Annotated in this window: 17 protein-coding genes; 9 read left to right on the top strand and 8 right to left on the bottom strand. The window is 63.4% G+C overall.

Annotated elements, in window-relative coordinates; translation table 11 throughout:
- The first annotated feature begins 127 nt into the window (after positions 1-127).
- From G9C89_RS01825 to G9C89_RS01805, 5 genes are all read left to right on the top strand, one after another.
- Complete coding sequence (locus G9C89_RS01825) at positions 128-469, top strand: PA4575 family protein (RefSeq protein ID WP_172143788.1); 342 nt, start codon at positions 128-130, stop codon at positions 467-469.
- A 216-nt stretch (positions 470-685) separates the two neighbouring features.
- On the top strand, positions 686-1183 hold the full coding sequence (locus G9C89_RS01820) for a TIGR00645 family protein (RefSeq protein ID WP_172143786.1): 498 nt from the start codon (positions 686-688) through the stop codon (positions 1181-1183).
- A 319-nt stretch (positions 1184-1502) separates the two neighbouring features.
- Positions 1503-1802 carry a DUF6482 family protein gene (locus G9C89_RS01815; protein WP_172143784.1) on the top strand — a complete coding sequence of 100 codons (300 nt, stop codon included), beginning with the start codon at positions 1503-1505 and terminating at the stop codon, positions 1800-1802.
- Between the two features lie 344 nt (positions 1803-2146).
- Positions 2147-3400: a serine hydroxymethyltransferase gene (gene glyA, locus G9C89_RS01810; RefSeq protein ID WP_172143780.1), complete on the top strand. Its 1254-nt coding sequence runs from the start codon at positions 2147-2149 to the stop codon at positions 3398-3400.
- 200 nt (positions 3401-3600) lie between these two features.
- Positions 3601-3972 (top strand): PilZ domain-containing protein, encoded by a 372-nt coding sequence (locus G9C89_RS01805; protein ID WP_172143778.1) that lies wholly within the window; start codon positions 3601-3603, stop codon positions 3970-3972.
- A 19-nt stretch (positions 3973-3991) separates the two neighbouring features.
- Here the strand turns inward: G9C89_RS01805 and radA are convergent, their stop codons facing one another.
- The 3 genes from radA to G9C89_RS01790 form a co-directional block, all read right to left on the bottom strand.
- On the bottom strand, positions 3992-5356 hold the full coding sequence (radA, locus tag G9C89_RS01800) for a DNA repair protein RadA (protein WP_172143776.1): 1365 nt from the start codon (positions 5354-5356) through the stop codon (positions 3992-3994).
- A gap of 131 nt (positions 5357-5487) precedes the next feature.
- Complete coding sequence (locus G9C89_RS01795; RefSeq protein WP_172143774.1) at positions 5488-5757, bottom strand: YdcH family protein; 270 nt, start codon at positions 5755-5757, stop codon at positions 5488-5490.
- Between the two features lie 66 nt (positions 5758-5823).
- Positions 5824-6072, bottom strand: coding sequence for a YdcH family protein (locus G9C89_RS01790; RefSeq protein ID WP_172143772.1), 249 nt, complete (start codon positions 6070-6072; stop codon positions 5824-5826).
- Here G9C89_RS01790 and G9C89_RS01785 point away from each other — a divergent pair.
- Together G9C89_RS01785 and mscL are read left to right on the top strand one after the other, a co-directional pair.
- Positions 6066-6293, top strand: coding sequence for an EAL domain-containing protein (locus G9C89_RS01785; protein WP_172143770.1), 228 nt, complete (start codon positions 6066-6068; stop codon positions 6291-6293). The genes G9C89_RS01790 and G9C89_RS01785 overlap by 7 nt on opposite strands.
- A gap of 84 nt (positions 6294-6377) precedes the next feature.
- The gene (gene mscL / locus G9C89_RS01780) at positions 6378-6791 is read left to right on the top strand and encodes a large-conductance mechanosensitive channel protein MscL (protein WP_172143768.1); all 414 of its coding nucleotides are present in this window, start codon (positions 6378-6380) and stop codon (positions 6789-6791) included.
- A 58-nt stretch (positions 6792-6849) separates the two neighbouring features.
- Here mscL and G9C89_RS01775 read toward each other — a convergent pair whose 3' ends face one another.
- Positions 6850-7626 (bottom strand): ferredoxin--NADP reductase, encoded by a 777-nt coding sequence (locus G9C89_RS01775; protein WP_172143766.1) that lies wholly within the window; start codon positions 7624-7626, stop codon positions 6850-6852.
- Between the two features lie 217 nt (positions 7627-7843).
- Here G9C89_RS01775 and G9C89_RS01770 point away from each other — a divergent pair, with 217 nt between their 5' ends.
- Complete coding sequence (locus G9C89_RS01770) at positions 7844-8968, top strand: methyltransferase (RefSeq protein ID WP_172143764.1); 1125 nt, start codon at positions 7844-7846, stop codon at positions 8966-8968.
- A 105-nt stretch (positions 8969-9073) separates the two neighbouring features.
- Here the strand turns inward: G9C89_RS01770 and G9C89_RS01765 are convergent, their stop codons facing one another.
- The 3 genes from G9C89_RS01765 to G9C89_RS01755 are packed head-to-tail and all read right to left on the bottom strand — an operon-like array spanning position 9074 to position 11671.
- Positions 9074-9217, bottom strand: coding sequence for a DUF2474 domain-containing protein (locus G9C89_RS01765; RefSeq protein WP_172143762.1), 144 nt, complete (start codon positions 9215-9217; stop codon positions 9074-9076).
- Positions 9218-9227: 10 nt separating this feature from the next.
- Entirely contained in the window at positions 9228-10235 is a 1008-nt protein-coding gene (gene cydB, locus G9C89_RS01760) for a cytochrome d ubiquinol oxidase subunit II (protein ID WP_172143760.1), read from the bottom strand.
- Between the two features lie 2 nt (positions 10236-10237).
- The gene (locus tag G9C89_RS01755; RefSeq protein WP_172143758.1) at positions 10238-11671 is read right to left on the bottom strand and encodes a cytochrome ubiquinol oxidase subunit I; all 1434 of its coding nucleotides are present in this window, start codon (positions 11669-11671) and stop codon (positions 10238-10240) included.
- Between the two features lie 310 nt (positions 11672-11981).
- Between G9C89_RS01755 and G9C89_RS01750 the strand changes: the two genes are divergently transcribed.
- Positions 11982-13232, top strand: coding sequence for an MFS transporter (locus G9C89_RS01750; protein ID WP_172143756.1), 1251 nt, complete (start codon positions 11982-11984; stop codon positions 13230-13232).
- 102 nt (positions 13233-13334) lie between these two features.
- On the opposite strand, the gene G9C89_RS01745 is transcribed toward G9C89_RS01750, so the two are convergent.
- Positions 13335-13889: a DJ-1 family glyoxalase III gene (locus G9C89_RS01745; RefSeq protein WP_172143754.1), complete on the bottom strand. Its 555-nt coding sequence runs from the start codon at positions 13887-13889 to the stop codon at positions 13335-13337.
- Positions 13890-13992: the final 103 nt, after the last annotated feature.

The following is a 13992-nucleotide window of genomic DNA, read 5'->3' as shown; positions in this document are numbered from 1 at the left end:
CCCTGCAGGCAGATGCCGGAGGATTTCATCCACACAGTTATCCACAGATGAGCCCGCTGACTGGCGGCTTCCCTGCGCCGCCTGTGCGGGTGTAGGCTGAAGACCTGATCACATGAGGGTCGCCGCCATGCCGCGCAGCCTCTGTCTCACCCGTCAATGTCTGGGTCTGATGACCCGTATCGAGTGCGTGGTATTGCCACTGGCTGGCGACAAGGGCCTCTGGACATTGATCTGCGCCGCCGGCCTGTCCGGCGCCCAACCCTCTGCCATCAAGGCGCAAGGCCCATTTTGCGGGCCTGTCGTGGCCGAAGGGGTGCTCGCAGGGATTGCCGAAAGCCTGCTGGTTCAGGGTTACGACGAATGCACCGAGCTGCCGATCTGGCGTCTGCACATCCAGGCCGAGTTGCGTCGTTTGAATGGCGACCGTTACGGCCGCCAGGGCTATTACCAATTCCAGCCGGATAGCTGAGCACGGCCTGATCGTCTTTTGAGCAGCCTGCAGAAAGGCCAGTCACCGCTGGCCTGACGGCGTTAATCCCGAGCCTGTCCACAAGGTTATCCACAGTTGCTGGGGATAAGCGCAACGGCGTGGTTCCTGCTTGCACCTTTGTCTGCCCCGCCCTTTGTCTGAAGAGATACGCTGGGTATACTCGCCGGCAGCTTTATTGGCCACTTGCGAGACCCCATGGAACGCTTTATCGAGAACACGATGTACGCCTCGCGCTGGTTGCTGGCGCCAATTTACTTCGGGCTATCGTTGGCGGTGCTGGCGCTGTCGATCAAGTTCTTTCAAGAGGTCTATCACATCCTGCCGGATATCTTCGCCCTGAGCGAAGCGGATCTGATCCTGCGCCTGTTGTCGTTGATCGACATGGCTCTGGTCGGCGGTTTGCTGGTGATGGTGATGCTGTCGGGCTATGAGAACTTCGTGTCGCAGTTGAACATCAACGAGGGCACCGAAAAACTCAGCTGGCTGGGCAAGATGGATTCCGGCTCGCTGAAGATGAAGGTGGCGGCCTCGATAGTGGCGATTTCCTCGATTCACCTGCTCAAGGTGTTCATGGATGCCAAGAACTATGAGGTCGCACACCTCAAGTGGTACGTGATCATTCACCTGACCTTCGTCGGCTCGGCTTTCGCCATGGGTTATCTGGATAAGCTGACCAAATACCAGGCGGACTGAGAGGTTGTGAAAAAACTCTCGCCTACTGCGGCCCTCTCCAAACATCCGCTGTGGTGTTGCGCTATGTGAAAAGTGAGGTCATTTAGCTCACTAAACTCCCCCACTTTTCACATAGCGCGCCTTGCCGCGAACGCCTGGAGGCGGCCTCGCGATGGCGCTCGATATTTTCACAGCCTCTGATCCAGCCTGCGCCTGACCCGCCGCCCGGCCGTTGCAAAACGGACGGGCGGCTTGCTTTGTGCCTTGTGTTTTTCTGGTCTTGTAGAAGGATTGTAGGTATAGCGGTTCTTGCACAGCTTGCTGGCAGCGAGGTATCCATATGAACCTGCATGATCTATCTGTTCATGCCCGTGCCGGGCATATCGACGAACTCAATCTGATTTCCATTGAAGGCGGCATCTACGTGCTCGAAGCGCACATGGACGGTCGCGCTCACTCGCTCAATGACAAAAGCGGACAGACCTTGCACCTGCGCTCGGTCGAGCATGCGCGCGAGCTGTTGCACGAGTTGCCCAAGCTGCCGTTCCATCTGGTGCATGCTGTGGTGCATGACGAGATGTGCGGCATGCCGGATGAATCCCCGGACACCGTGCGCGTCCCGATTCCACTCGGCGCTTGAGAAACAATCGAGCGCCGTAGCGAGGCCGTCTCCAGGCGTTCACGGCAAGGCGCGTTCAAACCAAGGTGCACTGCCTGCGGCGAGTGACTCCCTACGGAGTGCGGATTGTTCGAGATAATGGGTCGCAGTTCCGAAGCCCGAATGCAATCCGGGGATGCAGTTGCTGGCGGCAAAAGCTCGCGGATTGCCCTGGTGCTTGTCTGGGCTACGAAACTGCAAGCTGCCTTGTGCATGAACCCCACTTGTCCGCCACATGACTGCGCTGCATACCCCTGCTTAGCCGAGATGGGGTAGAATTCGCCCCCTCTTTCTACCGCCCAGCTGATTTTCTCAGGGGATTTGCCATGTTCAGCCGTGATTTGAATCTTGCTCGTTTTGACGCCGAACTGTTTACCGCGATGGAGCAAGAAGCCCAGCGCCAGGAAGAACATATCGAGCTGATCGCCTCGGAAAACTACACCAGCCCAGCGGTGATGGAAGCCCAGGGCAGCGTACTGACCAACAAGTACGCCGAAGGCTATCCGGGCAAGCGCTACTACGGCGGCTGCGAATACGTCGATGTGGTCGAGCAGTTGGCCATCGACCGCGCCAAGCAGCTGTTCGGTGCCGATTACGCCAACGTCCAGCCGCACTCCGGCAGCCAGGCCAACGCCGCCGTGTACATGGCCCTGCTCAACCCGGGCGACACCGTGCTGGGCATGAGCCTGGCGCATGGCGGCCACCTGACCCACGGTGCCAGCGTCAGCTTCTCCGGCAAGATCTACCACGCCGTGCAGTACGGCATCGACGGCAACGGCCTGATCGACTACGACGAAGTCGAGCGCCTGGCCGTAGAGCACAAGCCGAAGATGATCATCGCCGGCTTCAGCGCCTACTCCCAGGTTCTGGATTTCCCGCGCTTCCGCGCCATCGCCGACAAGGTTGGTGCCTATCTCTTTGTGGATATGGCCCACGTGGCCGGCTTGGTCGCCGCTGGCGTGTACCCCAACCCGGTGCCGTTCGCCGACGTGGTCACTACCACCACCCACAAGACCCTGCGCGGCCCGCGCGGCGGCCTGATCCTGGCGCGTGCCAACGAAGCGCTGGAGAAGAAGTTCAACTCCGCGGTGTTCCCGGGCGGCCAAGGCGGCCCGCTGGAGCATGTGATCGCGGCCAAGGCGGTGTGCTTCAAGGAAGCCCTGCAGCCCGAGTTCAAGGCCTACCAGCAGCAGGTGGTGAAGAACGCCCAGATCATGGCCGGCGTGTTTATCGACAACGGCTATGACGTGGTGTCCGGCGGTACCGAGAACCACCTGTTTCTGCTCAGCCTGATCAAGCAGGACATCACCGGTAAAGACGCCGACGCCGCCCTGGGTCGCGCCTTCATCACCGTGAACAAGAACAGCGTGCCCAACGATCCGCGCTCGCCCTTCGTCACCTCGGGCCTGCGCATCGGCACCCCGGCCGTGACCACCCGCGGCTTCAAGGAAGACGAGTGCCGTCAACTGGCCGGCTGGATGTGCGAGATCCTCGCCAACCTGGGCGACGAATCGGTCGAAGCGCGCATCCGCGAGCAGGTCAAGGCGCTCTGCGCCAAGTTCCCGGTCTACGGCAACTAAGCTGCAACCGCAGAACGCAGAAGCCCGCCACTTGGCGGGCTTTTTACTGGCGCAGCAACAAGCGCCTGGCTGCTGGCGATTGATAATCACCCTGACCTCCCGGCCAGGCATTGGGCCTTATGCACCGGATGCGCCGCATAAAGCCAAGCCCGCCGTAGCAGCCTTGGCTATAGTGGACAAAACCGCACAGGAGTTTTTGCATGAGCGACACGAGCAACGAGCGTAGACGCTTTCAGCGCATCGCTTTCGATGCCCCCACCGAGATCATTCAGGGTGAGCGGCGCTGGACTGTCGAGCTGCATGACGTATCGCTCAAGGGGCTGCTGGTCAAACGTCCGCCGCAGTGGAATGGCGACCCCAATCACCCCTTCAACGTCAGCATCCAGCTCGCCGAGGACGCCTGCGTGCAGATGGAAGTGGTCCTGACGCGCACCCATGGCGAGCTGCTCGGCTTCGTCTGCCGGCATATCGACCTCGACTCGATCAGCCACCTGCGGCGCCTGGTGGAGCTCAACCTCGGCGATGAAACCCTGCTGGAGCGCGAACTGGCAGCGCTGGGCGAAGGCGACTGACTGCCCTTCCTACGCAGTTCTAGTCGAATAGCGCATCGAGCGCCTGCTCCAGGCGAGTTACCGCAATCACCTGCAAGCCTGCCGGCGCTTCCTTGGGGGCGTTGCCCTTGGGCACGATGGCGCGTTTGAAACCATGCTTGGCGGCTTCCTTCAGGCGCTCCTGACCGCTTGGTACCGGGCGCACCTCGCCGGACAGACCAACCTCGCCGAACACCAGCAAGTCATGGGCCAGCGGCCTGTTGCGCAGGCTGGAGATCACCGCCGCCATCAGCGCCAGGTCGGAGGCGGTTTCCAATACCTTGACCCCGCCGACCACGTTGAGGAACACGTCCTGGTCATGGGTGGGGATGCCGCCGTGGCGGTGCAGCACGGCCAGGAGCATGGCCAGACGGTTCTGATCCAGGCCCAGGGTGACGCGGCGTGGGTTGGCCATATGACTGGTGTCGACCAGCGCCTGCACCTCCACCAGCATCGGCCGGGTGCCTTCCCAGGTGGCCATCACCACGCTGCCCGGCACTTCTTCCTGGGCGCGGGTGAGGAAGATTGCTGACGGGTTGGTGACTTCCTTGAGGCCCTTGTCGGTCATGCCGAACACGCCCAGCTCGTTGATCGCGCCGAAGCGGTTCTTCACCGCGCGCAGCAGGCGCAGGCGGCCATCGGACTCGCCCTCGAAATACAGCACCGTATCGACCATATGCTCGAGCACCCGCGGGCCGGCCAGCGAACCATCCTTGGTGACGTGGCCGACCAGGAAGATCGCCGTGCCGCTCTGCTTGGCATAACGCACCAGCAGGGCCGCACTCTCGCGCACCTGGGACACGCCGCCGGGAGCCGACTGCAATTGCTCGGTGAAAATGGTCTGGATCGAGTCGATCACCATCACCTTGGGCTTTTCCAGGCGCGCGGTGGCGATGATGCTTTCGATGCAGGTTTCGGTCATGACCTTGAGCTTGTCTTCCGGCAGGCCCAGGCGACGGGCGCGCATGGCCACCTGCTGCTGGGATTCCTCGCCGGTGACATAGAGGGCGGGAAAGCGCGTGGCGATATTGCACAGGGTCTGCAGCAGGATGGTCGACTTGCCGATCCCCGGATCGCCGCCGATCAGCACCACCGAGCCGTCGACCAGACCGCCACCGAGCACCCGGTCCAGTTCACCGGAGGCGGTGGAAAATCGCGGCATCTCCTCGACACTGACCTCTGCCAGGGTTTTCAGCTGTGCCTGCTGCCCCGTCCAGCCACTGCGTCCGCTGGGTGCAACCGCATGGGCTTCGATCATGGTTTCGGTCAGGGTGTTCCAGCTGCCGCATTCGCCGCATTGCCCGGCCCACTTGGGAAAGGTGGCGCCACACTCGGTGCAGCCATACATGCGCTTGGCCTTGGCCATGGGCGGACTCCCTGAACGAAAGCCCGCATCATAGCCTTTCCCGGCCGTCTATCGGGAGCCGGATCAGAGGTTGGGAACATATCGAGCGCCGTCGCAAGAGCTCCGTCGGGCGAGCGAAACAAGGCGCGCTCTCAGCCCTTGCAGCAACCGCAGCACTGAGCGGCAGGCGGTGCGAGGCGCTTGGCCACCTGGTCCTTGAGGTCAACGCGCTCGCGCTTCAATAAAGCCAAGGCGTCGTCGGCCAATAGCTCGACGCCATCTTCGACGCGGCAAATGCGCTTATCCAGCGCCTCGTATTCATCGGCCAGACGGGCGAAGTCCGGGTCGGTCTGACGCAAATCGTGCAACTCGGCACGCTGCTCGGGGAAATCATGAACCAGGGGATGATGGTCGATATGCATGCTGATACTCCAGGGAATGACTGTGCACAGCATATTCCCCTGCAGCGGCGCGCCCCTTGACCCGGATCAACCGACCGCACCGTTGCGCAGCAGGGTCTCGATTTCGTCCTTGAGGGTGACCCGTTGCATCTTCAGGCCCTGCAGTTGCAACTCGTCCATCGCCACCCGGCCATCCATCACGGCATAGATGCGTTTATCCAACTGATCGTATTCCTCGACCAAGCGGGCGAAATGGCCATCAACCTGCAACAAGGTGCGCATTTGTGCTTCAAACTGCGGAAACTCACGGCTGAGTGGATGATATTGCAATGGCATGGCGGCACCCTCCAAATGTATCTATCAGACTAGCTCAGCTGGTTGCTTCACACCGAAATCCTAGACTACTGGCGAACTGGCAGGTCAGCGTGATCGCCGAGGGCATTGAAAGCACAGGCGAACTCGATGCGCTGCGCGACATGGGCGTGGAGTTGTTCCAGGGTTATCTGTTCGCCAAAGCAGGCTTCGAGACGCTGCCCGAGCTTCGCTTTCCCTACTGAACCGGCACAACTTCGGAGCGCGCGCCTGGCAACTGCCGCGCGCTGCATTACACTCTGCACATCATCTAAATCAGGGAGTTACACATGAGCATCGTCAGCGAATTCAAGGCCTTCGCCGTCAAGGGCAATGTGGTCGACATGGCCGTGGGCATCATCATCGGTGCGGCCTTCGGCAAGATTGTCTCGTCCTTCGTCGGCGACGTGATCATGCCGCCTATCGGCCTGCTGATCGGCGGCGTCGATTTCACCGACCTGGCGATTACCCTCAAGGCTGCCGAGGGCGACCTGCCGGCAGTGATCCTCAGCTACGGCAAGTTTATCCAGACCCTGCTGGACTTCCTGATCGTTGCCTTCGCCATCTTCATGGCCGTCAAGGTGATCAACAAGCTCAAGCGCGAGGAAGCCGTAGCCCCTACCCTGCCGCCGGCGCCGAGCCCGGAAGAAACCTTGCTGACGGAAATTCGCGACCTGCTCAAGGCCCAGCAAAGCAAGGAATAGAGCGGAACAGCGCCCAGGCTGGTGCCACCCGCAATCCGCAGGGTGTCACTCGCCGCAATCACCAATAGTTCTCGACCGCCACCTGACCCGGCCGACGGGTCAGGCTCAGTTGCAGGTCGCGCTGTTTCAGCAATTTTCGCGTGTCGTCGATCATCTGCGGATTGCCACAGAGCATCAGCCGCGAGTGCTCGGGCTTCAGGCTCAGGCCGGCGGCGCGCTCCAGTTCGCCGCTGGTCAGCAGCGTGGTGATGCGCCCGTGCAGACAGCCCGGCGCCTGTTCGCGGGTCACCAGCGGCAGATAGGTCAGCTTGTCGGCATACTCGGCCAGGTGCTCGAGGTCTTTGAGGCCGTGAATCATCGGCTGATAGGCCAGTTCGCCGGCGGTGCGCGCACTGTAGACCAGGACGATGCGCTGGAACCGCTGCCAGACCTCGAAGTCCTGGAGGATCGACAGAAAGGGCGCCAGGCCGGTGCCGCTGGCCAGCAGCCAGAGATCGCGGCCATCGATGAAACGCTCGAGCGTGAGAAATCCGAAGGCCTGCTTGTCTACCAGCAAGCTGTCGCCGGCCTTGAGTCGGCTCAGCTCGGAGGTGAACTCGCCGCCGGGCACGACGATGGAGAAAAATTCGAGAAACTCGTCATGCGGCGCCGACACCATCGAATAGGCACGCCAGACCACAGTGCCGTCGGCCTTCTGCACGCCGAGGCGGGCGAACTGTCCGGCGCGGAAGCGAAACCCGGAGTCCCGCGAACAACGCAGGCTGAACAGGCTCGGCGACCACACATGCACGTCACTCAAGATCTGCCGGGTGAACTTGTCTTCGCTGGCGGTCATACTTCACTCCCTCTGCTGCGCCGAAGATCTGGCAGGCCGTTAAAAAACGTAGCGAGCGAAGGCTAGGCAGGGCGAAGTTAGCCGAGGACGCGGAGTGTACGAGTTGTACATGAGCAGTCCGAGGCTAACTTCAACGCGGCATAGCCGAACGCAGTAGTTTTTCAACGGCCTGTCACAGTGTCGCGCAAAGCGCCCTCAACAAACACCAGCAGTCTATATGCCTATATTCGTTACGCCCTTTTCCCGACTCGACCTGATCCGCCAGCCCGAACAGCAGGCCGAACCCCTGCAGGCCTTCGATGCCGCCGACGAGTACTTGCTCAACCACCTGCATGCGCAGGGCTTGCCCGCGGCTGCGCGCGTGCTGGTACTCAACGACAGCTTCGGTGCCCTGGCGGCCAATCTGGCCGGCCATGCCCAGGTCACCAGCAGCGGCGACTCGCACCTGGGTTTCCTGGGTTTGCAGGCCAACCTGGCGCGCAATCACTTGCCGGCAGACGCGGTCAGTTTCGTGCCGGCCAGTGCAACGGCCCAGGGTCCGTTCGACCGGGTGCTGATCCGCATACCCAAGACCCTGGCGCTGCTGGAAGAACAGCTGATCCGCCTGCATGGCCAGTTGGCCGCCGACGCCCAGGTCATCGCCGCCGGCATGGTCAAGCACCTGCCTCGCGCGGCCGGCGACCTGCTGGAGCGCTACATCGGCCCGGTGCAGGCCTCGCTGGCGGTGAAGAAAGCGCGCCTGCTGCTGGCCACGCCCGAAGACAAACCAGCGCCGGTATCGCCCTACCCCACGCGCTACCGCCTGGACAAACCGGCCCTCGAACTGTTGAACCATGCCAATGTGTTTTGCCGCGAAGACCTCGACATCGGCACCCGCGCCCTCTTGCCGCATCTGCCCAAGCACCTCAGCCGCATGCGCGTAGCGGATCTCGGCTGCGGCAATGGCGTGCTGGGGATCGCCTATGCGCTGGGCAGCCCGCAAGCGGAGCTGACCTTGGTCGACGAATCCTATATGGCGGTGCAATCCGCGCTGGAGAACTGGCGCGCGGCCCTGGGCGAGCGCCCGGTGGAGATCCGCGCCGGCGACGGCCTGGCCGAGCAACCAGCCGACTCGCTGGACCTGGTGCTGTGCAATCCGCCGTTCCACCAGCAGCAGGTGGTCGGCGACTTCCTCGCCTGGCGCATGTTCCAGCAGGCCCGCGCCGCCCTGGTCACCGGCGGCGAGCTATGGATAGTCGGCAACCGCCACCTGGGCTACCACGCCAAACTCAAACGGCTGTTCCGCGGCGTCGAGCAGGTCGCGGCCACACCCAAGTTCGTGGTGCTTAAAGCAATTAAATAGGCGGCCCGTAGGGTGCACCGTGCGCACCAAGAGCTTACGGGCTGCATTGGTGCGCACGGCGCACCCTACCTATCGACCCCAGCAACATCCAACGGGTACATAGCCTTAGGGCGTGCCCATCCCCGCCGCCTGCATGAACAGGCGCAACAACCCGGCCACCAGCCCCAGGGCCAGCACGCTGGCGGACCAGATCAGCAGCAGCCAGCCGAGACGCTGCCACAGCGGTTTCTTCTCCTGTTGCTCCGGCATGGCGGGCACCTCAATGATAGCCGTCTTCCTCGGTCACCTTGCCGCGGAACACGTAGTAGCTCCAGGCGGTGTACCCCAGGATGAAGGGGATGATGAACAGCGCGCCGACCAGCATGAAACCCTGGCTCTGCGGCGGCGCAGCGGCCTCCCAGATGCTGATCGACGGCGGGATGATATACGGCCACAGGCTGATGCCCAGGCCGCTGTAGCCGAGAAAGATCAGCGCCAGGGTCAGCAGGAACGGCGAATAGTGGGCGTTGCTGGCCACCGCGCGCAGCAGTGCCCAGGTGCACAGCAGCACCAGCAGCGGCACCGGAAGGAACCAGAACAGGTTGGGCAGGCTGAACCAGCGCGCGGCGATCTCGGCATGGGCCAGCGGCGTCCACAGGCTGACGATGCCGGTCACCGCCAGCACAACGAACACCAGTGGCCGCGCCAGGTCGTGCATCTGCTGCTGCAGGCGACCCTCGGTCTTCATGATCAGCCAGGTGCAGCCGAGCAAGGCGTAGGCGACGATCAGCGCCAACCCGCAGAACAGCGAAAACGGCGTCAGCCAGGCGAAGGCGCCGCCGACATAGACCCGCTCCACCACCGCGAAGCCATCGATATAGGCGCCCAGGGCCACGCCCTGGAAGAAGGTCGCGGTCAGCGAGCCGCCGATAAAGGCCTTGTCCCACAGGTGGCGTTTATCCGCCTTGGCCTTGAAGCGGAACTCGAAGGCCACGCCGCGGAAGATCAGCCCCAGCAGCATCAGGATCAGCGGCAGGTAGAGCGCGCTCAAGACCACCGCATAGGCCAGCGGAAAGGCGCCGAACAACGCGGCGCCGCCGAGCACCAGCCAGGTCTCGTTGCCGTCCCAGACCGGCGCCACGGTGTTCATCATCACATCGCGCTCGCCCTTGCGCTTGACGAAGGGGAAGAGGATGCCTATCCCTAAATCGAAACCGTCCATCACCACGTACATCATCACGCCGAAGGCGATGATCGCGGCCCAGATCAACGAAAGATCGATGCCCATATTCAACTCCTTCCACTCGGGGTGTCGCTGTCGTCCGGCTCTTCATCCGCGGCGGACAACGGACGCGACGGCGTGCGCTGGCGTCCGGGCCCGCCCTCGGTGGCTTGCTTGCCTTCATCGGTGACCGGCCCCTTGCGCACCAGCCGCATCATGTAGCCGAGCCCGGCACCGAACAGGGCGAAATACACCACCACGAACAGCGCCAGGGTCAGGCTCATCTGCGCGAAGCTGTGCCCCGAGGACGCATCGGCGGTGCGCATCAGACCCTGGATGACCCACGGCTGGCGACCGATCTCGGTGGTGTACCAGCCGGCGAGCATGGCGATGATGCCCGAAGGTCCCATCCACACCGCCAGGTGCAGGAACGCCCGCGATTGGTAGAGGCGACCGCGCGCGCGCAGCCACAGGCCCCAGAGACCGGTGAGGATCATCAGCACGCCGAGGCCGACCATGACCCGGAAGGTCCAGAACACGATGGTCGCATTGGGCCGGTCCTCCTTGGCAAACTCCTTGAGCGCCGGCACCTGCTGGTCCAGGCTGTGGGTCAAAATCAGGCTGCCGAGCGCCGGAATCTCCAGTTTGAAGCGGGTTTCTTCGCGCTGCATGTCCGGCCAGCCGAACAGGGTCAGCGGGGTCGGCTCGTCACCGTGGTTCTGCCAGTGGCCCTCGATCGCGGCGATCTTCGCCGGCTGGTATTTCAGGGTATTGAGGCCGTGCAGGTCGCCGATCATGGCCTGGATAGGCGCAACCAGCAGGGCCATCCACATGGCCATCGAGAGCATCTTGCGCAGCGCCGGGTTGTCGCGGTCGCGCAGCAGGTGCCAGGCCGCCGCGGCGCCGACGAAGAACGCCGTGGCGAGGAAGGCGGCGGTGGCCATATGCGCCAGGCGATAGGGGAACGATGGATTGAACACCACGGCGAACCAGTCGACCGGAATCACCCGCCCGTCGATGATCTCGAAGCCCTGGGGAGTGTGCATCCAGCTGTTGGAGGCGAGGATCCAGAAGGTCGAAATCAGGGTGCCGATGGCCACCATCAGGGTGGCGAAGAAGTGCAGGCCGGGACCGACGCGCTGCCAGCCGAATAGCATGACGCCGAGAAAACCCGCCTCGAGGAAGAAGGCGGTGAGCACCTCATAGGTCAGCAGCGGCCCGGTGACCGCCCCGGCAAAATCCGAGAAGGCGCTCCAGTTGGTGCCGAACTGATAGGCCATGACCAGGCCAGAGACCACGCCCATGCCGAAGTTGACCGCGAAGATCTTCGCCCAGAAGTGGTACAGATCGCGGTACACCTCCTGCCGGGTGTTCAGCCACAAGCCTTCCAGGACCGCCAGGTAGCTGGCCAGGCCGATGGTGATGGCCGGGAAGATGATGTGGAAGGAAATGGTGAAACCGAACTGGATTCGCGCCAGGTCGAGCGCCTCTATGCCGAACATGCAGCATCCTCACTCAGGTTATTCGGAGCACAGCCCTGTGCACACGCCTACCGATCACGCACCTGTTGATAGGGAAGCGCAAACGCAAAAAGGTGCAATTGTTCTTGTTATTGCCGGGGTGATGCGGCGCAGCGGCCAAGACCGCTACAGGAAAACCCAATGCGGGTTTTGATCTGGATCAAGTATTGGTTAGAGAGTAGCGCCTCCTCCGGCGCTTGCCGCTGTGGTTATTTGTCGCGCCGCAGACTTGTGCGGGCCGCCAGCCATGCTAGGCTGGCGCACCTTCAGTAGCTAGCTATCTAAATAACTCATGAGCGTCCACGCCAAGCTGCTCCTGCGTCACCAGCGCCCCTTCATCGCCTTCTGGCTGGCCCGGGTCGGCACCGCCAGCGGCTTCCAGATGCTCACCGTGGCCATTGGCTGGCAGCTGTACACGCTGACCGGCAACGTGCTCGACCTGGGCCTGGTCGGCCTGGTCGAGTTTCTCCCGCGGATCCTGTTCATCCTGCTCACCGGCCATGTGGCGGACCGCTTCGACCGGCGCAAGGTCGCCGCGCTGTGCCAGGGCGGCCAGGGCCTGGTCGCCCTGGCCCTGCTGATCGGCACTACGCTGGACAGCCTCAGCCGCGAGATGATCTTCCTGATCGCCTTCCTGCTCGGCAGCGCCCGCGCCTTCGAGATGCCCACCACCCAGGCGCTGCTGCCCAACATAGTGCCGCCTGGCCTGTTTCCCGCCGCCGTGGCCGCCTCCGCCTCGGCGATGCAGACCGCGACCATAGTCGCGCCGGCGCTCGGCGGCCTGCTCTTTGCGCTGGATGCGGGCTGGGTCTATGGTCCCGCCGCGCTGCTGTATATCGGCGCCCTGAGCCTGATGCTGAGCCTGCCGGCGCGCCAGCTGCCGCTGAAACAGAAGGCTTCGCTGGAGTCGCTGCTGGCCGGCTTTCGCTTTATCCGCAGCCGCCCCGCAGTGTTCGGCGCGATCTCCATGGACATGTTCGCGGTGTTGCTCGGCGGCGCCACCGCGCTGCTGCCGGTATTCGCCAAGGACATCCTGCTCACCGGCCCCTGGGGCCTCGGCTTGCTGCGCTCGGCGCCGGCGGTGGGCGCGTTGCTGATGTCGCTGTGGCTGGCGTACTTCCCCATCGAACGCCGGGTCGGCCCGGTGATCTTCACCTCGGTGGCGATCTTCGGCGTGGCGACCATCGGCTTCGGCCTGTCCACCTCGCTCTGGTTCAGCCTGGCGACCCTGGTGCTGCTGGGTGCGGCGGACATGGTCAGCATGGTCATCCGCGGCGCCTTCGTGCAGCTGCAGACACCGGACGAAATGCGCGGCCGGGTCGGCGCGGTGAACGGCCTGTTCATCGGCGCCTCGAACCAGCTCGGCGAGTTCCGTGCCGGGGTCAGCGCCGCCTGGTTCGGCACCGTGCCGGCGGTGCTGATCGGCGGGGTCGGCGCCCTGCTGGTCACCGGCGCCTGGATCAAACTGTTCCCGGAACTGGCAAAGCGCGATCAGCTGAGCGAACCGCGCGGGGAAAGCCAAGGCGCTGCGCCAGTTAGTTGAGCTGAATCATAGCCGGGTCTGGCGCACGGTCCGCCAGCGGCTGGAAGGCGGCGAACTGCTGCGCGAGTAAGCCCGACGCGCGGGTGCCGACCGAGACCCGCGTCAATGCACCAGCATCGCCTCGGCCACCTGCTTGCGCGTACCCTTGCCGCGCAGCAGTTCGACCAGGGTCAGGGCGAACTCGAGCGCGGTGCCCGGGCCCTGGCTGGTGATGCAGTTACCGTCGACCACCACCGGCTGGTCGACGAAGGTGCAACCGCTGAGGCGCTCGCTGAAGCTCGGGTAGCAGGTCATGCGCCGCTGCTGCAGCACGCCGAACGCCTGCAAGGCCACCGCTGGCGCCGCGCAGATCGCGGCAAACAACTTGCCGGCCTTGGCCTGTCGGCGCACCCGTTCGGCCAGCGGCTCATGCTCGGCCAAACGTTGCGCGCCGGGCATGCCGCCGGGCAGGACGATCAGGTCGAACTCCTGGGCCAGCACGTCGACCAGCATGGTATCGGCGGTCAAGCGGCTGCCGCGGGCGCAGGTGACCATACGCCGACCTTCGATGCTGGCGACCACCACCTCGACCTCGGCGCGCCGCAGCACGTCGATCAGGGTCACGCATTCGATGTCTTCGACGCCATCGGCAATGGTGACAAGGGCACGTGAAGTCATGTTTGCCTCCTCGAAACACACAACGAAAAACGCCCGCAGAGCCATGCCTGCACCGCTTGCGGACGAGCTGTTATGATGCGCGCCTTTTTCCAGATCGCCAGCA

It is taken from the genome of Pseudomonas tumuqii, from assembly GCF_013184545.1.
Classification (GTDB): Bacteria; Pseudomonadota; Gammaproteobacteria; order Pseudomonadales; family Pseudomonadaceae; genus Aquipseudomonas; species Aquipseudomonas tumuqii.
The sequence above is the reverse complement of the archived record's forward strand: the minus strand, read 5'-3'. Positions and strand labels throughout refer to the sequence as shown.